The following is a 19,786-nucleotide window of genomic DNA, read 5'->3' on the forward strand; positions in this document are numbered from 1 at the left end:
ATTACCATCATTTAACATTTTGTTGTTAAATACATTACCTTGAACGCAGCACTCACAGGACAGGCATTGTAAATACAACAATCATGCAACAATCCCCTTTTAATGTTATGGTTTTTCCCCATTAGCTCTGAACTGCGGGGGTGCTGGTCATCCTGCCTCAGGTTACCTATCATAGTGGTTTAACCCTTGCGCAAGAGTCACCCGTGCACGAAATATTCAATATGCTGCTGGCGGTATTTGACCGGGCAGCACTGATGCTGTTCTGTCTGTTTTTCCTGATTCGTATCCGCCTGTTTCGCGAACTGTTGCACAAGTCAGCCCACTCCCCAAAAGAGCTGCTCGCAGTTACCGCGATTTTCTCCATGTTTGCCCTGTTCAGTACCTGGTCAGGCGTACCGGTAGAAGGTTCTCTGGTCAATGTGCGTATTATCGCGGTCATGTCAGGAGGGATCCTGTTCGGTCCATGGGTTGGCATTATTACAGGGCTGATCGCAGGCACCCACCGTTACCTGATCGATATTGGCGGCGTAACTGCCCTACCCTGCTTTATTACCAGCATTCTGGCTGGCTGCATTGCCGGGTGGATCAACCGAAAGATCCCCAAAGCACAGCACTGGCGCGCGGGTATTTTAGGCGGAATGCTGTGCGAATCACTGACCATGATCCTCGTCGTCGCCTGGGCACCCACCACCGAACTGGGGCTGGATATTGTCTCAAAAATCGGTATCCCGATGATCCTCGGCAGCGTCTGTATTGGTTTTATCGTGATGCTGGTACAAAGCGTTGAAGGTGAGAAAGAAGCCAGCGCTGCAAAACAGGCCAAGCTGGCGCTGGATATCGCCAACAAAACGCTGCCGCTCTTTCGTCAGGTCAACAGCGAGTCGTTACGTCAGGTGTGCGAAATTATTCGCCACGATATCCACGCTGACGCGGTTGCCATCACCAATACTCAGCACGTTCTGGCCTATGTTGGCGTTGGAGAGATCAACTACCGCGATAACGATGACTTCGTCAGCCCCACCACGCAGGAAGCCATAAATCACGGTAAAATCATCATAAAAAACAATGATGAAGCGCATCGCACCCCGGAAATTCACTCCATGCTGGTGATCCCGCTTTGGGAGAAAGGCGTCGTGACCGGCACGCTGAAGATCTACTACTGTCACGCTCATCAAATCACTTCCTCGTTACAGGAAATGGCGATCGGTCTGTCGCAAATCATCTCCACCCAGCTTGAAGTCTCCCGCGCAGAGCAACTACGAGAAATGGCAAATAAGGCAGAGCTACGCGCGCTGCAAAGCAAAATAAATCCCCATTTTCTGTTTAATGCCCTGAACGCGATTTCATCGTCGGTGCGGCTTAACCCGGACACCGCACGTCAGCTCATTTTTAATTTGTCGCGCTATCTTCGCTATAATATTGAATTAAAAGACGATGAGCAGATCGACATCAAGAAAGAGCTGTATCAAATCAAGGATTACATCACCATCGAACAGGCCCGCTTTGGCGACAAGCTGACCGTTATTTATGATATCGATGAAGAGGTAAGCTGTTTTATTCCCAGCCTGCTGATTCAGCCGTTGGTCGAGAACGCTATCGTCCATGGGATCCAGCCCTGCAAAGGGAAAGGTGTGGTCACCATCAGCGTTGCGGAGTGCGGCAACCGGGTACGGATTGCCGTACGAGATACGGGTCATGGTATCGACCCAAAAGTGATTGAACGGGTCGAGTCCAATGAAATGCCGGGCAATAAAATTGGTCTGTTGAATGTGCACCATCGCGTTAAGCTGCTCTACGGTGAGGGATTACATATCCGCCGTCTGGAGCCAGGAACAGAGATTGCCTTTTATGTGCCTAATCAGCACTCGCCCGCTGCCGCACCGGCCACATTATTGCTTTAACCAGGAGTGAAGTCGTGAAAGTCATCATTGTTGAAGATGAATTCCTGGCCCAACAGGAACTGAGCTGGCTGATAAAAGAGCACAGCCAGATGGAGATTGTCGGCACGTTTGACGATGGTCTGGACGTGCTGAAATATCTCCAGCACAACCGCGTTGACGCCATTTTTCTGGATATTAATATTCCCTCGCTGGACGGCGTATTGCTGGCACAAAATATCAGCCAGTTCGCACATAAACCCTTTATTGTGTTTATTACCGCGTGGAAAGAGCATGCTGTTGAAGCCTTCGAACTGGAAGCTTTTGACTACATTCTGAAGCCGTACCAAGAATCACGCATTGTCAGCATGCTGCAAAAGCTGGAAGCCGCCTGGCAGCAACAGCAAACGGGAACGTCCCCTGTAAGTCCGGTGGCCCGCGAAAACGATACGATCAACCTGATCAAAGATGAGCGGATCATCGTGACCCCAATCAACGACATCTACTACGCTGAAGCGCATGAAAAGATGACGTTCGTCTATACGCGACGAGAATCATACGTCATGCCGATGAACATCAGCGAATTTTGCAGCAAGCTGCCGGCTTCGCATTTCTTCCGCTGCCACCGCTCGTTCTGCGTAAATCTGAATAAAATCCGCGAGATCGAACCCTGGTTTAACAACACTTATATTTTGCGTTTAAAGGATCTGGAATTTGAAATCCCGGTTAGTCGGAGTAAAGTGAAAGAGTTCAGACAGTTAATGCACTTATAGCGCAGAGAAAGAACGATGAAAGAGCCAGGCCTACCCGCAGACCAACAGTTTTTCGCCGATCTGTTCAGCGGCCTGGTGTTAAACCCGCAGCGCCTGGGGCGCGTGTGGTTCGCAACCCAGCCAACCACGCTACCGACCGGTAGTTTATGTATTGACCTCCCGCGCCTCGATATCGTGCTACGTGGGGAATACAGCAACCGGCTGGAAAAACAGCAGCATAGTCTGGCGGAAGGCGACATGCTGTTTATCCCGGCGAAAGCGGCGAATCTGCCCGGCAGCGATAAACCTGTGATGCTGCTTAGCCTGGTGTTTTCCCCGGCATGGCTGGGACTCTCTTTTTACGATAACCGAACCGCATCGCTGTTACGTCCAGTTCGCCGTATTGAGCTACCGCATCCGCAACGTGGCGAAGGCGAGGCGATGCTCACTGCATTAACCCATTTAAGCCGCTCTCCTCAGGCCCAGGATATTATTCAGCCGCTGGTGCTTAGCCTGCTGCATCTGTGTCGTAGTGTGGTCAATACCCGCCCTGACGCAGAGCGTCCGCGCGCTGAATTTCTCTATCACAGTATGTGTAATTGGGTACAGGATAACTATGCTCAACCGCTGACCCGGGAAAGCGTGGCGCTTTTTTTTAATATCACACCCAATCACCTGTCAAAAGTGTTTGCCCAGCACGGTACCATGGGGTTCGTCGAGTATCTGCGGTGGGTCAGAATGGCGAAGGCACGCATCATCTTACAGAAATACCATCTGTCGATTAGCGAAGTCGCACAACGGTGTGGATATCAGGACAGTGATTATTTCTGCCGCCTCTTCCGACGTCAGTTTGGCCTGACGCCCGGAGAGTACGGCGCACGCTTTCAGTCGGCGCGTTAAGTGAGACAACACCAACGCTGTTAGTAATATCCGTTTGCCTCGTTGTAAAATAGCGGCCTTTAGCCAAATCCTACTGGCTTACTCGATAAAGTGAATATGCGATGAAAAACAGACGTGCACTCTCCCTGATGTGTTTTCAAATGCTGGAATCAGGTGCGGATCGTCAGACCGTGAAAAGAGCCCTCACCTCCCGCCGAGTTAAAGGTCGTCAGGCGGTGGTTCTGCTCTGCAAGCAAGAGATGAAACTGTTAAGAGCCGGGAAACTGCCGGGGCACAACACGCCGCATTGATGATTTCACTTTCCGGTAGCGTTTACCCAGCCTGCAACCACAACGTAGCAGGCTGGATAGCGTTCTTTCAGTGAAGCTTAAAATGTCAGTTCCGCCTCCAGCAGCGCCAGAATGCTCTCGGCATCTTCAGCGGCAAACAACGACTGGCGGAACTGCTTGTTCACCAGCTTACGCGCCAGCTGCGAGAAGACCCTCACGTGGTTAATGCCTTCATCGGCACCCAGCGTCAGCATGATCACCAGTTCCACCTCGCCCATCTCAGACTGCCAGTCAACGGGCTGAGCAAGCCGGGCAATGCTGATGCTGGAATGGCGGATCCACTGGGATTTCGTGTGAGGGATTGCCACCCAAAAACCGACGGCGGTGGTAACTATCTCTTCGCGCTGCCAGACATCCTCTTCCAGCTCAAACGGATGTTCAGTGCGTCCGTTTACCCCAAGATTGCCGCACAGAAACTGGATCACCTGCTCTTTGTTGCTCAGAGATTCACCAACAAAGATATTCTCCAGCGCCAGCAGCGGACGCACATCTTTTTGCGGTGCAAACTGATTCAGCAGATCTTCAATCTCCTGAGCGCTACGGCACTCGCAGGCCTGCATAGCGAGTTCGCGGCATGCCTGGCTGTTCAGTTGACGAAGCTGACTTTTTACCGCCGGAATGCGTGGACTGCTCATACTCAGCTCATCGAGTCCTAAACCCAGCAGCAACGGTAAATAGCGTCCTTCGCCGCCCAGTTCTCCGCAAATACCCACCCATTTACCACGTTCGTGCGCCACGTGAACAATCTGCTGCAACATACGCAGGAACGACGGCGTAATCGGGTTGTACAGCGGCGAAACGCGTGGATTATTGCGATCGACGGCGTACAAGTACTGGGTCATGTCATTTGAACCAATACTGAAGAAATCCACCTCATCGCAGAAATGGTCGATGATGTAACACACCGAAGGGACTTCAACCATAATCCCCAATGAGATTGTCGGGGCATGACGTAAACCGTCTGCTTTCAGCGCCACCAGCGCTTTTTGCAGTTCGCTTTTTACCCACAAAATCTGGTCAAGGCTGTGCACCATCGGGATCATCAGCTGTGCGTTACCGAAGGTCGCCGCGCGTAGGATGGCACGCAGTTGGGTACGAAACAGTCCGGCAAACTCCGGATAAATACGCACCGCACGGTAGCCGAGAAACGGATTATCTTCCTGCGGAATATTGAGATAGCGGATATTCTTATCACCACCGATATCCATGGTGCGAAAGATAACCGGCTTGTCGCCTGCGGCCAATAAAACCTGCTGGTAGGCTTCAAACTGTTCCTGCTCGTCAGGAGCGCTGTCGCGGTCCATAAACAGCATTTCAGTACGAAACAGCCCGATCCCTTCCGCACCATTGGCAAATGCACCCGGCGCTTCGAGCGCGGTGCCGATATTCGCCGCAACGTCAATACGCTGATTATCTTTGGTCAACGCGGGCTGGGCGGCATCAAGCGCCTGCCGCCGCTGGCATTCATCGGCCAGCTTCTGCGCTATCGCGTAATAGCCGCGAACCGCATCGTCCGGATTGATGGCCAGTACCCCACAACGGGCATCCAGTACCGCAGGCTGCCCTGCATAGCGGCTAATAGCCTCCAGCGGCAAGCCGCTAAGCACCGGAATAGCGGATGCGCGAGCGAGAATCAGGGTATGCGAGGTACGCCCTGTTTTCTCCAGGATCATGCCAGACAGATGCTGCAAATCGAGGCTTAAAAACTGGCTGGGCGTCAAATCCTCAGCGACCAGAATCGTCGGCTTATTCAGCACCAGCGCATTGCGCGGACGTCTTTCAGGCCAGGTGATGTGCAGCAGCTGTTCGCTGATATCACGGATGTCGCTGACACGCTCGCGCAGATAATCGCTACCGGAGGCCGACAGCTTATCGCACACCTGTTCCATATTGGCGACGATTGCGGCCCCTAGCCCCAGATGCTGCTCCAGCATTAAGCGGCGAATATTCCCGGCAAACTCGTCGTCCTGAATCAGAGACAGATGCGCGCTGAGGATGGTTTTACTCTCACCGTCACGCTCGCGCAGCTGTTGATTGAGCTGTTCGGCAAGCGTCGCCAGACTGTGTTCCAGCCGGGTGTTGTCTTCCGCACTCGCTGCAATGGCGCGATAGCTTTCCAGATTATCGCTCTGCCAAAGCGTGAGCGTACCTGCCCCCACGCCCCCTGCCAGCATAGTGCCATAAAGAAGGTCTGGATTGAGGCGAATCAGCGAACGCGGCAACGGATGCGCCGCCAGTTCCTCCGGAGTCGGTTGAACGCTATCGCTGTCAATAAACCGGTGCTGGAGATACTCCTCCAGCACTCGCCGAGCCTGTTCTTCATCGCGACCGGTGATGGTTAAGCTACAGCTGTCGTTAAACAGCGTCCCGGTGCCAATCAGCGCCAACGAGCTTTTCGCATCCGCCCTCGCATTCTGGCGATGGTTAATAAATATCACCTCACTTTGCCACTGGCTGCACTGCTCTTTCAGCTCCCACGCCGGACGTGCATGCAGACCATTGGGTAACGGGCAAAGAAATTGAATCGTTAGCATAACAACTCCTGATTAGCGCGAAATCAGCACCTGAAATCCGTCAGATGAGCCACGGTTTCGCACGTTAGATGTGAAATAAGAGCCGACAACAACTGCTGGGTCTGAATGATGTCACGACAGTCAGCAATCGATGCCGCGCAGTGCCCATGCCGCGTGGCGGGCCCCATGACAACCGTTGGGATCCCCGTGCCGCTTACATGCACAGCCCCACCGTCGGTGCCGCCGTTACTGAACATGTCGAGCTGCAAGGAAATCCCCGCATCAGCGGCCACGCTTTCCACCCACGCAGTCAGCTTTGGTGGTGCAATCAGCGATTTATCGCTTAACACTAGCATTGGGCCTTTACCAGTCTGCCGATGGTTGGCCGCACCATAATCAAAGTTTTTGGCCCAACAGGCGGTATCCAGCACGATTGCCACATCCGGTGCGACTGCGCGTGCTGCTGTTTGTCCTCCGCGCAGTCCTACTTCTTCACTGGAGCTGGCCACCAGCCAGACCTCACAAGGGAGAGTTGCGTCATGCCATTCGCGCAGTAGCGCCACCAGCAAATAACATCCAAGTCGGTCATCAAAGGCTTTGCCCATGACTCGCTGATGCGGCAAAACCTGAAAAGTTGTATCAAAGGTGACACGATCGCCAGGGCGTACTCCGGCCTGCAGTACTTCGTCACAAGATCGCGCACCAATGTCTACCCGCAGGGCACTGACCTCATTACCGCTGCGCTCTCCATCAAGCAGACCGGGAATTTTGCTCTCTTCACGGGTGGTAATCCGCACCGGCTGCAATTGTCTGGCCGCCATACGCACATTTCCCACCGGCAATACATCGATAGCTCCTTCGCTGGAAATGCTACGTACAATAAATCCCACTTCATCCATATGCGCGCAGATCATCACCTTCGGACCGGTTGATTCATTCAGACGGATCAGCACCGACCCCAGGCCATCAAAGCGCACCTCTTTATGCAAACGATCCGCCTCTTCAAGCAGGATCTGACGCACTTCTTGTTCTGAAGAGGCGATCGCATCCGCCTCGCTCAGCGCTTTCAGTAGCGATAAGTCCATTACGCCTCTCCCGTGTGTAACAATGTTTTCGCCATGGTGTAGAGCACCTCTCCGCCATCTGGCGTAACCAGCACCACATCCTCAATACGTACTCCTCCCTGCCCCGGTAGATAAATACCCGGCTCAACGGTGAGTAGCATGCCAGCTGCCAGAGTCGTTGTGTCATTAGGGGAAAAACGAGGATTTTCATGCACCTCAATACCAATAGCATGTCCGGTATTGTGGCCAAACGCGTCGCCATAGCCCGCCTGCGTAATAACCCGCCTGGCTGCGGCATCCACCTCATTGCAACGCGCGCCTGGTCGAATTACTGCCACCGCAGCACGCTGCGCCGCCAGGACAATCTGATACACGGCAAACAGCGCGCTTTCTTCCGCTGGCAGGTTGGCGTCGGGGATGCGAAAGGTTCGCGTCATATCCGAACAATAGCCCTGATACTGTGCGCCAAAATCCAGCGTAATGAACTCACCCGCCTCAACACGTTTATCGCTGGCTTTACCGTGCGGCAGCGCACCGCGCCAGCCGCTGGCGACAATGGTGTCAAAAGAGGCTTTGTCTGCGCCGAGCGTGCGCATAAACCACTCCAGTTCAGCGGCAATTTCGCGCTCACTGAGACCTGGTTGAATAAAGCGGCGTATATGTGCAGCGCTAAGGTCGGCGATCCGGCAGGCTTCGCGGATGCAAGCTATCTCCTGCGCCGTTTTCACCTGCCGGAGTACGTCCGGTACGGCGCTCACTAATCGGGCGCACAGTTTGCCCGACCACGCGTTCGCCGTTTCCCAGCTTACCTGCTCACCTTCGAATCCCACCGTCTGCAGCTTTTCGTTCGCAATGATGTGATTCACCTGCGAATACAGCGTCTGTGTTCCATCGAGTAGATGGATCTGATAGCCCTGAGTACGCGTGGCGACATCGGTGTAGTAACGGGCATCGACCAGGATATGCGCACTTTCGTGGCTGATAAACACAAACCCTGAACTGCTGGAGATCCCCATATGTGGCTGTTTGTTCTGCCGCGATGACAGCAGCATCGCATCAAGATGTTGCGCTGTTAACCAGTCGCGCAGCGAGGCAAGTAAGCTCATGGCCACAATCCTTTTAATCAGAGACTTTCAATCAGCAATTTGCCTTTGCGATACATCATGTTGCGCAGGAACACCACCATCAGCGCCGTAATCACCGCGCCTAACAGGATCCCCGCCATATAGACGCCGAGGTTAGTTACCAGCGGCCACGCCCAGATAGCCGATTCCGGGAACCACTGCACCGCCCCCAACCAGACGGCAGCCGTCGATCCAACAATGGCACCAACCATGTAGGAAGGAATTGCCGTGATGGGACTTTCCAGCGCAAATGGGATCGCCCCTTCACTGATGCCCATAAACGCGAGGAACATCGCCGTTTTTCCCTGCGGGTAGAGCTGTGCGCTGAACAGACGTTTGCCGGTTAAGCGACGATCAATAAGCGTGGCCAGCCCAAGACCAATCGGAGGAATGACAATCGCAATAGAACGCGCGGTTACCGGTAGAACATGATCGGTGGTAAAGCTGAAGGCGACAAAACCTGCTGCTTTATTTATTGGGCCACCAAGGTCAATCGCCGTTGCCGCGGAAATACCCATCGCATACATCAGCGTCCCTTTCTCGCCAGCCGCCGTCAGCAGAGTACGGATCCCGCCGTTGATCCAGCCGCCAAACGGTGTGATCACGTAGTACATCGCCAGCATGACGAAAATGGCGGAAAGAATGGGCAGTAGAAAAGTGGTTTTGAACGCCAGCAGGAAATCAGGCAGCTGGATTTTTTGGTTCATCCACTTCACCAGATACCCGGCGACAATCGAGATAATCAGCGCGCCAATAAAGGTTGACGGAACAGGAGCACTGGTTGCCCATTGCAGCGTCGCGGGGTCAAAATTCAGTATCTGCGTGGGCTGAGTGGACATCAGCCCACCGATAAACCCCGCCGGAAATGCCAGCTTGCCGCCGATAGAGTTAGCGACAAACGCGGCAAACATCGGGATAGCAAAGCCAAACAGCACGCCGCCAAAAGATTGCGACAGCCAGGCAAACTTCAGCAATGAGAGATTAAAACCTGTAAATTTTCCGCTGTTCAGCGCATCCATGATGCCTGTGTCAGCAGGAATATCGAGCCAGCTATAGGCGATCAGTTGCGAGAAGGCGAGAATGACCCCGCCCATAATTAACGTCGGCACCATGCGTGAAATACCCGACATCACATGCTGCGGAAGTTCGCCCCAGAAGCTATTGCGGGAGGCCGGTGGATTTTTTATTGCCGCTGCCGCACCAGATGCGCCAGGCACAACGGTTGCACTGCGTTTTTTAATGGCCATACGTAATTCCCTGTCGATGATTATTGTTGTTCAGCGGCAACCATCTCTTCGATCTCTTTAATGATGCCGGCCGCATTTTTTATCGCGTCCTGTAGCGTAATTTCATAGACGTCACGCGACTCAAAACGCTCGTTATCTTCTGGAGTAACAGCAACAGAGTGGATGATTAACGTCGCCTCAGCGATATCCTGCGCCGTCAGACGATTTTGAATTCCGTCCGCGCCCTGAGTTTCAATTTTCACTTCATAACCCGCTTCAACCGCCGCTTCTTCCAGCGCCTGAGCCGCCATAAAGGTATGGGCCAGGCCCATTGGACACGCGCAGACGGCAATCAGTTTTTTGCTCATAATCATTTCCTCGTAATAGTTAACGAGTGAAATTATGGTCCGAGGAAAGTAACAACCGTTATCAGACAAATAATGCTTTTACTGGACAATTAATCCCGTCATTCGGAAATGTGACGAAGGTCGGAAAGGTAGGCGGCAGGCATAAAAAAACCGCGTAATTTACGCGGTTTTGCAGATTTCTGATTGATGAATTAAAGAATATGGCCCAACGTCTGGCGCAAATGCGCACCGGATCCAAGCAGGCCCGGGTTATCGTGCACAATCAGATACACCGGAATATCCTGCACGTAGGCTTTAAAACGGCCTTTATCTTCAAAACCACCGCGAAAGCCCGATGCTTTAAAGAAGTCGAGGAAGCGTGGCACGATCCCCCCGGCGATGTACACGCCACCAAACGTGCCCAGCGTTAACGCCAGGTCGCCACCAAAACGTCCCATGATGACGCAGAACAGCGACAGCGCACGACGACAGTCAATGCAGGAATCTTCCAGCGCCCGTGCGGTGATATCCTTCGGCTGCAGATTTTCCGGCAGGCGTCCGTCAGATTTGACGATCGCGCGATACAGATTCACCAGTCCCGGACCAGACAGCACGCGTTCTGCGGACACGTGACCTATTTCCGCGCGCAGAACCTCAAGGATAATTCCCTCTTCCTCGCTGTTAGGCGCAAAATCCACGTGGCCGCCTTCACCAGGGAGACTTACCCAGCGTTTATCCACGTGGACCAGATGCGCCACGCCAAGCCCGGTTCCTGCGCCATAAACCGCAATAGGTTTGCCTTCCACAGGTTCCGCACCACCAAACTGAATTAAATGCTCTTTTTTCAGCATCGGGATCGCCATCGACACAGCGGTGAAATCATTGATGATTTCCAGATGGCTGAAGCCCAGGTTTTTTTTCATCTCAGCAATAGAGAACGCCCAGGTATGGTTGGTCATTGCCACCCAGTCGCCGGTTATCGGACAGGCAATGGCAATACAACCATCTTCAACGCTAACGCTATGCTCATCCAGGTACACGCGCACCACCGCCTCCAGACTTGGATAATCCAACCCGGAATAGGTTTTTGCCTGCGAAATCTCGCCGCTGGCAATATCGCACAGAGCAAGACGCGCGTTGGTGCCGCCAACATCCCCTACTAAAGCATATTTTGTCATTCTTCCACTGCTCCGCTAAAGTCAGAATAAATCTTTGCCACACTGTAAATTCATGGGGACATAACAACAACGGTCTGAAGGCTGATGCCCGTGGAAAATCGATCCAGATCACACAATTACTTTATCGTTTCAGCACCATTTGCAGCGATGTCGTCAGGCAGGCTGTGCAAACTATGTCTATGACTCTGTTTTAAGGAATAGAAAATGCTCCATCCGCGAGCCAGAACGATGCTCTTGCTATCAACCCCAGCGCTAATCATTGGCATAGCGTCCAGCCTGGTGTTGATCGTTGTGATGAAAGTGGCTTCCGTTTTACAGCAGTTTTTGTGGGAACGTCTGCCTGTTAGCATCGGTATAGCCCAGGACTCTCCGGTCTGGATTATCGGTATGCTGACGCTCACGGGGATCATGGTCGGGTTAGTTATCCGCTACAGTCATGGCCACGCAGGTCCGGATCCGGCCTGTGAACCGTTAATTGGCATGCCGGTGCCAACATCAGCAATACCGGGCCTGCTGGCAGCGCTAATCCTTGGCCTCGCGGGTGGCGTCAGTCTGGGTCCGGAACACCCCATCATGACCGTAAATATCGCTCTGGCAGTAGCACTTGGTAGCCGCATGTTTCCCCGTATAGCGAAACTGGACTGGACCATTCTCGCCTCTGCCGGCACCATCGGCGCACTATTTGGTACCCCCGTTGCCGCCGCGTTGATATTTTCGCAAACGCTGAATAGCTCAAACGATGTGCCCTTGTGGGATCGCCTGTTTGCGCCGTTAATGGCCGCCGCCGCGGGTTCGCTAACCACCAGCCTGTTTTTTCACCCCCATTTTTCACTGCCCATCGCGCACTACACGCAGATGCACTTGACGGATATCCTCAGCGGCGCGGTTGTTGCTGCCATCGCCATTGCCGCTGGAATGGTGGCCGTCTGGTGTCTGCCGCGTTTGCACCATTTAATGCATCGATTAAAACACCCGGTGCTGATCCTCGGGACAGGCGGTTTTATCCTTGGCATTTTGGGTGTTATCGGCGGGCCGCTTACCTTGTTTAAGGGACTAGACGAAATGCAGCAAATGGCGTTTAGCCAAACGCTGGGGACATCAGATTATTTCATGCTCGCCGTCATTAAGCTGGCGGCATTAGTGGTTGCAGCGGCGAGTGGTTTTCGCGGCGGACGAATCTTCCCGGCGGTATTCGTTGGCGTCGCGCTTGGCCTGATGCTGCACGCCCATGTTGAAGCGGTGCCGGCTGCCATCACGGTTTCTTGCTCTATTCTCGGGCTGGTGCTGGTCGTCACCCGCGACGCCTGGCTGAGCCTGTTTATGGCAGCAGTGGTGGTGCCAGATTCCACCCTGCTGCCGCTGCTGTGCATCGTCATGCTGCCCGCCTGGCTGCTGCTGGCGGGCAAACCGATGATGGTCGCTGAGCGCCCCGATAAATAGCTATCCGCCGTTGCGAGATTCCAGCGCACGGGTCACCGTGCGCAATAATTCAGGAAGATCGGCTTTCGGTAGCACCACCTCAATTAACGACAGTCGTTGCGGTTGGGACAGCCGGGCCAGCACTTCTTCCAGCTGTACCGCCTGCTTCACCCGCCAGCATTCGGCCTGACATTCACGACTAAACGCCTGCGGCATCAACGTCCAGCTCCAGGCGGCAATGTCGTTATAGCGCTGATTTGCCCCGTGTATGGCCCGCTCAACGGTATAACCATCATTGTTGAGCAGTAAAATAACCGGCGATTGCCCATCTCTGAGCATGGAGCCCAGCTCCTGAATGGTGAGCTGCGCCGCGCCATCACCAATAATCAGGATCACCCGACGGTCCGGACAGGCCGTTTGCGCACCGAATGCCGCCGGGAGCGCGTAGCCGATAGATCCCCACAACGGTTGAACCAGGACTTCCGCCCCGCAAGGTAATGAGAGCGCAGCCGCGCCAAAGGCGGCGGTTCCCTGATCGACGAGGATAATGTCATCAGGCTTCAGAAACTGCTGCACCGTGTGCCAGAAGTTTTCCTGCGTCAGTGGGCCCTTTTCAACCTGAACACGCCTAGTTGGTGGACGTTCTGGCGGCAGAGAAAACGACATTTCCAGGCACAGCTCACGTAATGTGGTGACCGCCTGCTCCATCGGGATGTTAAACCAGTGGGATCCAATTCGTGACGCATGGGGCTGAACGTCAATGGTGCGATCCTGCGGTAGCTGTTGTGTAAACCCAGCTGTCAGGGTGTCGACAAATTGTGTGCCGACACACATTATCGTATCGGCATCTTCTATCGCCTGACGTACATAATCGCTGCTGGCTCCGGCGCTGTATGTGCCAACAAACGCCGGATGACGCTCATCGAACAGTCCTTTGCCCATCAATAACGTAGCATGGGCCATCGGCGTTTCCGCCATCCAGCGCTGCAAGACCGGCTGCAGGCCAAAACGCAGCGCGAGAAAATCCGCCAGCAGCGCTACGCGCGGGCTATCCAGCAGTCGCTCGCGGGCATGGAAGCGAAATGCTTCTGCCACGCTACTTTCCGGCTCGCTCAGAGGAACAATCAGGATGTCATTCGGTGGTGTGGCGGGCTGTTTTGCCACATCAGCAGGTAACATCAGATAGCCCGGCCTGCGTTCGGTAAGCATCATTCGCAACACACGGTCAATTTCATAGCAGGCATTTTGTTCATCCAGTATCGCGCTGGCCGTCGTTACCGCCTGCTGCATGCGGTAAAAATGCTGAAAGTCACCGTCACCCAAAGTGTGATGCATCAACTCTCCGCGACGCTGCGCGCCGCGACAGGGTGCGCCGACAATATGCAAAACAGGAACATATTCCGCGAAGCTACCCGCGATACCGTTAATTGCGCTTAACTCCCCCACACCAAACGTGGTGAGCAGCGCCCCAACCCCGGATACCCGGGCATAGCCATCTGCCGCATAAGCCGCATTCAATTCATTCGCACACCCGACCCAACATACGTTGGGATGTTCAATCACGTGATCAAGAAACTGCAAATTATAATCGCCCGGCACACCAAAGAGATGGCCGACGCCACAGCCTGCCAGCCTGTCCAGCAGATAATCAGCAACGGAATACGGGGGTTGCATGACAGCTATCCTTCTGACGGTAACCTCATGTTGAGTATCGAAGAACTGTGATGACTGTCCAGGAAAGTCGCTGTGAAGGGGTGGAAAGCAGGATTTACAGTTTTGGTGGTTAAAATTCATTGAAGAATCTGCGGTGTAACCGTATACACTGAAAGACACACGCATTGTGGAAGGGGGGTGACATGGTTTATCACGCAGATGAAAATCGTTATCAGACAATGGAGTACCGCCGCTGCGGTCAAAGCGGCCTTAAGCTCCCGATTGTCTCACTGGGTTTGTGGCACAATTTTGGCGATACCACGCAGGTCGAGAACAGTCGCGCATTGTTACAGCGCGCATTCGATCTGGGGATTAACCATTTTGATCTGGCAAATAACTATGGTCCACCGCCGGGTTCGGCAGAACGGAATTTTGGTCGGATCCTGCAGGAAGATTTTTTACCGTGGCGAGATGAGCTTATTATCTCCACTAAAGCGGGCTACACCATGTGGGAAGGTCCCTACGGTGACTGGGGTTCACGCAAATATCTGATTGCCAGTCTCGATCAAAGCCTGAAGCGTCTGGGGCTGGAGTATGTCGATATCTTCTACCACCATCGCCCCGACCCTGAAACGCCGCTCAAAGAAACCATGAGCGCGCTGGATCACATCGTCCGTCAGGGCAAAGCGCTGTACGTCGGGTTGTCTAACTATCCGGCAGATCTTGCCAGGCAGGCGATTGAAATACTCGACGATTTAGGTACGCCATGCCTTATTCACCAGCCCAAATATTCCATGTTTGAACGTTGGGTCGAAGGCGGCTTGCTGTCGCTATTACAGGAAAAAGGTGTCGGTAGTATCGCCTTCTCACCGCTGGCTGGCGGACAGTTAACCGACCGCTATCTGAACGGCATTCCTGCGGATTCTCGTGCGGCAAGCACCAGTCGCTTTCTGAATCCGGACCAGATCACTCCACAAAAACTGGAAAAAGTGCGGGCGCTGAATGTGCTGGCAGAACGACGCGGGCAAAAGCTTTCCCAGATGGCGCTGGCATGGGTGTTACGGGATGACAAAGTCACGTCAGTGCTGATTGGCGCGAGTAAAACGGCGCAGATTGAAGACGCTGTCGGCATGCTGGCAAACCGTCACTTTACGTCTGAAGAGTGCGCGGAGATTGATGCTATCCTGAGTTGATTGAAATAAAGACACATTTATTAACAAAAAGTGCTCTCACTTGCGATTTAAGAGTTAAGGCGATGAAACGGGGCTTTACTGCCCCGTAATATTACGTTAACAGGCCGGCTACGGCTCGATCGTGAAGGAGAGAAAACATGTTCAGGTCACTGATTCTGGCGGCAGTCTTATTGGCTTTTACACCGCTGGCCGCGAACGCTGGCGAAATCACCCTGCTGCCATCAATAAAATTACAAATTGGCGATCGCGATAACTATGGTAACTACTGGGATGGCGGCCGCTGGCGCGACCGGGATTACTGGCACCATAACTATGAGTGGCGAAAAAATCGCTGGTGGCGTCATGACAACGGCTACCATCGTGGCTGGGACAAACGCAAAGCTTATGAGCGCGGTTATCGTGAAGGCTGGAACGATCGTGACGACCATCGCGGTCGCGGGCGTGGCCACAAACATCATCATTAATGTAACAAAAGGGCCAACAGGCCCTTTTGTTTTTACAAACCGAGTGCGGTTCCTACCAACAGCCAGATATTGAGCGCCACCACCAGCACAACAATCACCCAGCCTACCTGTTTTACCCATCGGGTATTCACCAAATCGCCCATCAGCTGACTGTTGCTGGTGAAGATCAACAGCGGCACCAGCGCCAGTGCAATACCAAAACTGAGCAACACCTGGCTCATCACCAGAATACGCGTCGGATCCAGTCCCATCAAAATCACAATAAATGATGGCATCATGGTGACGGTACGGCGTACCCATAGCGGAATGTGAAAGCGGATAAACCCTTGCATCACCACCTGCCCGGCCAACGTACCGACCACGGTAGAAGAAAGTCCCGCAGCCACCAGGCTTAAACCGAATACCGTCGCCGCAGCGTGACTCAACAGCGGTTCAAGTGTCAGATATGCTTGATCGAGATCGGCAATACCGGTATGCCCACTAAAATGAAATGCAGCGGCAGCCGTCGCCATCATCGCCAGATTGACAAATCCAGCAATCGTCATGGCGATTGCCACATCCCATTTCGTGGCAGCATAGCGCTGTTGACGTGTTCCGCCGTGCAGATGCTGAGTTAAGGAAGAGTGCAGATAAATGACGTGTGGCATGATAGTCGCGCCGAGCACGCCAGCCGCCAGGAACACCGCTTCGGAATTAGGCAGGCTCGGGATAACCATTCCCTTGCTAAGTTGCGCGAAGTTCGGCTGGGAAAAGATCAGTTCCACAATGTAAGCCGCAGCCACAAACAGCAGCAAGCCGCCAATCACTTTTTCCAGCGGTTTTTGCCCACGACGCTGCAACATCAGAATCAAAAAAGTCGCGATACCGGTGAGCACGGCCCCCTGCAATAACGACACGCCGAGGATCAATTTGAAACCAATCGCGGCACCAATGAATTCAGCAAGGTCTGTCGCCATGGCGATAATTTCGGCCTGCACCCAGTAGAACCACACCACCGGACGAGGATAGTGATCGCGAATTTGCTCCGCCAGATTTTTACCCGTGGCAATACCCAGCTTTGCCGACAGCACCTGAATCAGCATCGCCATCAGGTTTGCCCAGACCACCACCCACAACAGTTTATAGCCAAAGCTGGCCCCTGCCTGGATGTTGGTGGCGAAGTTGCCCGGATCAATGTAGCCGATCGCCGCGATGAACGCAGGTCCCATTAATGCGAGCTTCAACTTGCGCGCTGCCCGTCCACTGCTACTCTCAACGCGATCGTTAGTCATTTTAGTGCCTCAGAAACATAGCCTTTGCTATGTTTCAAGCTACGCCTATTGAGAATGATTATCAAATTCATTTTGATGGGTGAAGTTGATTTCTCTGATAGCGTTTGTCTATGGATCGATAAGGATTCTGGAAATACCGGTGAGATGTTTAATTATTGTTATGAGATTAGCACAATGACATAACTTTTCACTTCCATACTAAACATAACAGAAGTGTATCACCGATCACTAATTTTGAATCTCGTCACAGGTCCTTATTATAGTGTGTGTTTGATCTCGTTTTCTTTATGGTTGTTACATAGAATGTGCACGAAAACTAAACCTGCCTCATATTTGGAGCAAATATGGACCGCGTTCTTCATTTCGTCCTGGCCCTTGCCGTGGTTGCGGTACTCGCACTGCTGGTAAGCAGTGACCGTAAAAAAATCCGCATTCGTTATGTTATTCAATTGCTTGTTATTGAAGTGTTACTGGCATGGTTCTTCCTGAACTCTGATGTCGGTCTGGGCTTCGTGAGAGGCTTCTCCGAGATGTTTGAAAAACTCCTCGGATTCGCTAATGAAGGGACAAACTTTGTCTTCGGCAGCATGAACGACAAAGGACTGGCATTCTTCTTCCTGAAAGTGCTGTGCCCAATCGTCTTCATTTCCGCTCTTATCGGTATTTTGCAGCATATCCGCGTTCTGCCGGTTATCATCCGCGCGATTGGTTTCCTGTTATCCAAAGTGAACGGTATGGGCAAGCTGGAATCCTTCAACGCCGTCAGCTCCCTGATCCTGGGTCAGTCCGAGAACTTTATCGCCTATAAAGATATTCTCGGCAAAATGTCTCGCAACCGTATGTACACCATGGCTGCAACGGCGATGTCGACCGTTTCCATGTCTATCGTCGGCGCGTACATGACCATGCTGGAGCCGAAGTACGTGGTTGCGGCGCTGGTTCTGAACATGTTCAGCACCTTTATCGTGCTGTCGCTGATCAACCCGTACACCGTTGATGCCAGCGAAGAAAACATCCAGATGTCTAACCTGCACGAAGGCCAGAGCTTCTTCGAAATGCTGGGTGAATACATCCTGGCAGGTTTCAAAGTGGCAATTATCGTTGCAGCTATGCTGATTGGTTTCATCGCGCTGATCGCAGCCCTGAACGCCCTGTTCGCCACCGTGACCGGCTGGTTTGGCTACAGCATCTCCTTCCAGGGCATCCTGGGCTACATCTTCTACCCGGTTGCATGGGTAATGGGTGTGCCGTCCAGCGAAGCGCTGCAGGTGGGCAGTATCATGGCAACCAAACTGGTTTCCAACGAATTCGTTGCGATGATGGATCTGCAGAAAATTGCCGCCACGCTCTCTCCGCGTGCAGAAGGTATCCTGTCCGTGTTCCTGGTCTCCTTCGCTAACTTCTCTTCCATCGGTATTATCGCCGGTGCGATTAAAGGTCTGAACGAAGAGCAAGGTAACGTGGTTTCCCGCTTCGGTCTGAAGCTGGTGTACGGCTCTACGCTGGTGAGCGTACTGTCTGCATCTATCGCCGCACTGGTGCTGTAAGCGTAAGACAACGTCGTATTGATAAGACCGGGGAGATTCTTCTCCCCGGTTTTTTTATGCCTGCTATTCAGCAAACCGAAGAGATACAGGATAAGAACAGGTAGGAAACAGAAACAAAAAACCCCCGCTTTTCAGCGAGGGTTTAAATTTTGGTGGAGCTAAGCGGGATCGAACCGCTGACCTCTTGCATGCCATGCAAGCGCTCTCCCAGCTGAGCTATAGCCCCACGATGCTATTACGTACGTACCAAATTTATTGGGATTAAATTTGGTGGAGCTAAGCGGGATCGAACCGCTGACCTCTTGCATGCCATGCAAGCGCTCTCCCAGCTGAGCTATAGCCCCATTACGTAAAGCTTGTCGAGTTGACGGGCGGCATCATATGAATTCCCTTCGCGTGTGTCAACGGCAAAATTAACTCATAGAATTCAATCGCTGAAAAAGCAGTCAAATGAAGAACATTGCGTAACAACTCGCATTCAGTAGTTAAACGCGTCACGGTTTCTACTAAAATGGTGCTATAAAATGAGCCACTAATTAACCCCACGACTATTCAGGGAATCGTTATGTTCAAGGAACGGATGACGCCAGAAGAACTTGCTAATCTGACCGGATACAGCCGACAGACCATCAATAAATGGGTGCGCAAGGAGGGTTGGGCTACATCACCAAAACCAGGCGTACAGGGCGGTAAAGCGCGTCTGGTTCACGTCACCGAACAAGTTCGTGAATACATTCGCAGTGCTGAGCGTTCAGCCGAAGGTTTATCAGATAATTTATCGTTATCCGGCGATACCTCTATCGAAGCTCTACTGATTAGGCTCGCCAAAGAGATGACTCCGTCAGAACAAAAAATGTTTACGTCACTGATCCTGCGTGAAGGCATTACGGGTTTGTTACAACGCTTAGGGATCCGCGACAACAAATAAT

General features: G+C 52.9%; 18 protein-coding genes and 2 tRNA genes. 9 read left to right on the top strand and 11 right to left on the bottom strand.

The window, feature by feature from the left end; all coding sequences use genetic code 11:
• Positions 1-203 precede the first annotated feature (203 nt).
• The 4 genes from OGY06_RS10390 to OGY06_RS10405 all read left to right on the top strand — a co-directional run bounded on the left by OGY06_RS10390 (position 204) and on the right by OGY06_RS10405 (position 3,819).
• Positions 204-1,901: a sensor histidine kinase gene (locus tag OGY06_RS10390; protein ID WP_136392189.1), complete on the top strand. Its 1,698-nt coding sequence runs from the start codon at positions 204-206 to the stop codon at positions 1,899-1,901.
• 14 nt (positions 1,902-1,915) lie between these two features.
• Positions 1,916-2,650 carry a LytR/AlgR family response regulator transcription factor gene (locus tag OGY06_RS10395; RefSeq protein ID WP_003834866.1) on the top strand — a complete coding sequence of 245 codons (735 nt, stop codon included), beginning with the start codon at positions 1,916-1,918 and terminating at the stop codon, positions 2,648-2,650.
• A gap of 15 nt (positions 2,651-2,665) precedes the next feature.
• On the top strand, positions 2,666-3,529 hold the full coding sequence (locus OGY06_RS10400; RefSeq protein ID WP_003834867.1) for an AraC family transcriptional regulator: 864 nt from the start codon (positions 2,666-2,668) through the stop codon (positions 3,527-3,529).
• 101 nt (positions 3,530-3,630) lie between these two features.
• Positions 3,631-3,819, top strand: a complete 189-nt coding sequence (locus OGY06_RS10405) for a hypothetical protein (protein WP_032934510.1) — start codon at positions 3,631-3,633, stop codon at positions 3,817-3,819.
• 77 nt (positions 3,820-3,896) lie between these two features.
• Here OGY06_RS10405 and ptsP read toward each other — a convergent pair whose 3' ends face one another.
• The 6 genes from ptsP to glk all read right to left on the bottom strand — a co-directional run bounded on the left by ptsP (position 3,897) and on the right by glk (position 11,310).
• The gene (gene ptsP, locus OGY06_RS10410; protein WP_286605280.1) at positions 3,897-6,392 is read right to left on the bottom strand and encodes a phosphoenolpyruvate--protein phosphotransferase; all 2,496 of its coding nucleotides are present in this window, start codon (positions 6,390-6,392) and stop codon (positions 3,897-3,899) included.
• Positions 6,393-6,415: 23 nt separating this feature from the next.
• Positions 6,416-7,456 (bottom strand): aminopeptidase, encoded by a 1,041-nt coding sequence (ypdE, locus tag OGY06_RS10415; RefSeq protein ID WP_003834871.1) that lies wholly within the window; start codon positions 7,454-7,456, stop codon positions 6,416-6,418.
• A complete protein-coding gene (ypdF, locus tag OGY06_RS10420) occupies positions 7,456-8,541 on the bottom strand; it encodes an aminopeptidase (protein ID WP_149335099.1) in 1,086 nt (361 codons plus the stop codon). The genes ypdE and ypdF overlap by 1 nt, the downstream gene beginning before the upstream one ends.
• Positions 8,542-8,558: 17 nt before the next feature.
• A complete protein-coding gene (locus OGY06_RS10425) occupies positions 8,559-9,806 on the bottom strand; it encodes a PTS fructose transporter subunit IIC (RefSeq protein WP_003834874.1) in 1,248 nt (415 codons plus the stop codon).
• Positions 9,807-9,826: 20 nt separating this feature from the next.
• A complete protein-coding gene (locus OGY06_RS10430; RefSeq protein ID WP_003028254.1) occupies positions 9,827-10,153 on the bottom strand; it encodes a PTS fructose transporter subunit IIB in 327 nt (108 codons plus the stop codon).
• Between the two features lie 191 nt (positions 10,154-10,344).
• Positions 10,345-11,310, bottom strand: a complete 966-nt coding sequence (gene glk, locus OGY06_RS10435; protein WP_063942028.1) for a glucokinase — start codon at positions 11,308-11,310, stop codon at positions 10,345-10,347.
• 204 nt (positions 11,311-11,514) lie between these two features.
• Here glk and OGY06_RS10440 point away from each other — a divergent pair, with 204 nt between their 5' ends.
• Positions 11,515-12,750, top strand: a complete 1,236-nt coding sequence (locus OGY06_RS10440) for an ion channel protein (RefSeq protein WP_003834884.1) — start codon at positions 11,515-11,517, stop codon at positions 12,748-12,750.
• On the opposite strand, the gene OGY06_RS10445 is transcribed toward OGY06_RS10440, so the two are convergent.
• Positions 12,751-14,403 carry an alpha-keto acid decarboxylase family protein gene (locus tag OGY06_RS10445; protein WP_286605283.1) on the bottom strand — a complete coding sequence of 551 codons (1,653 nt, stop codon included), beginning with the start codon at positions 14,401-14,403 and terminating at the stop codon, positions 12,751-12,753.
• A 182-nt stretch (positions 14,404-14,585) separates the two neighbouring features.
• Here OGY06_RS10445 and mgrA point away from each other — a divergent pair, with 182 nt between their 5' ends.
• Both mgrA and ypeC read left to right on the top strand, forming a co-directional pair.
• Entirely contained in the window at positions 14,586-15,575 is a 990-nt protein-coding gene (mgrA, locus tag OGY06_RS10450; protein WP_286605285.1) for an L-glyceraldehyde 3-phosphate reductase, read from the top strand.
• 137 nt (positions 15,576-15,712) lie between these two features.
• On the top strand, positions 15,713-16,039 hold the full coding sequence (ypeC, locus tag OGY06_RS10455) for a DUF2502 domain-containing protein YpeC (RefSeq protein ID WP_003834889.1): 327 nt from the start codon (positions 15,713-15,715) through the stop codon (positions 16,037-16,039).
• 32 nt (positions 16,040-16,071) lie between these two features.
• On the opposite strand, the gene OGY06_RS10460 is transcribed toward ypeC, so the two are convergent.
• Positions 16,072-17,310: an Nramp family divalent metal transporter gene (locus OGY06_RS10460; protein WP_003834891.1), complete on the bottom strand. Its 1,239-nt coding sequence runs from the start codon at positions 17,308-17,310 to the stop codon at positions 16,072-16,074.
• Entirely contained in the window at positions 17,307-17,381 is a 75-nt protein-coding gene (locus tag OGY06_RS23285) for a hypothetical protein (protein WP_418219455.1), read from the bottom strand. Before OGY06_RS23285 ends, OGY06_RS10460 begins: the two co-directional genes overlap by 4 nt.
• Before the next feature lie 273 nt (positions 17,382-17,654).
• Here OGY06_RS23285 and nupC point away from each other — a divergent pair, with 273 nt between their 5' ends.
• The gene (gene nupC / locus OGY06_RS10465) at positions 17,655-18,857 is read left to right on the top strand and encodes a nucleoside permease NupC (protein ID WP_003834893.1); all 1,203 of its coding nucleotides are present in this window, start codon (positions 17,655-17,657) and stop codon (positions 18,855-18,857) included.
• A 150-nt stretch (positions 18,858-19,007) separates the two neighbouring features.
• Here nupC and OGY06_RS10470 read toward each other — a convergent pair.
• A tRNA-Ala gene (locus OGY06_RS10470) sits at positions 19,008-19,083 on the bottom strand.
• 42 nt (positions 19,084-19,125) lie between these two features.
• A tRNA-Ala gene (locus tag OGY06_RS10475) sits at positions 19,126-19,201 on the bottom strand.
• A 221-nt stretch (positions 19,202-19,422) separates the two neighbouring features.
• Between OGY06_RS10475 and OGY06_RS10480 the strand changes: the two genes are divergently transcribed.
• Positions 19,423-19,785: a YfeC-like transcriptional regulator gene (locus tag OGY06_RS10480; protein WP_003028277.1), complete on the top strand. Its 363-nt coding sequence runs from the start codon at positions 19,423-19,425 to the stop codon at positions 19,783-19,785.
• Position 19,786: the final 1 nt, after the last annotated feature.

Source organism: Citrobacter sp. Cpo147 (assembly GCF_030332405.1).
GTDB lineage: Bacteria > Pseudomonadota > Gammaproteobacteria > Enterobacterales > Enterobacteriaceae > Citrobacter > Citrobacter portucalensis.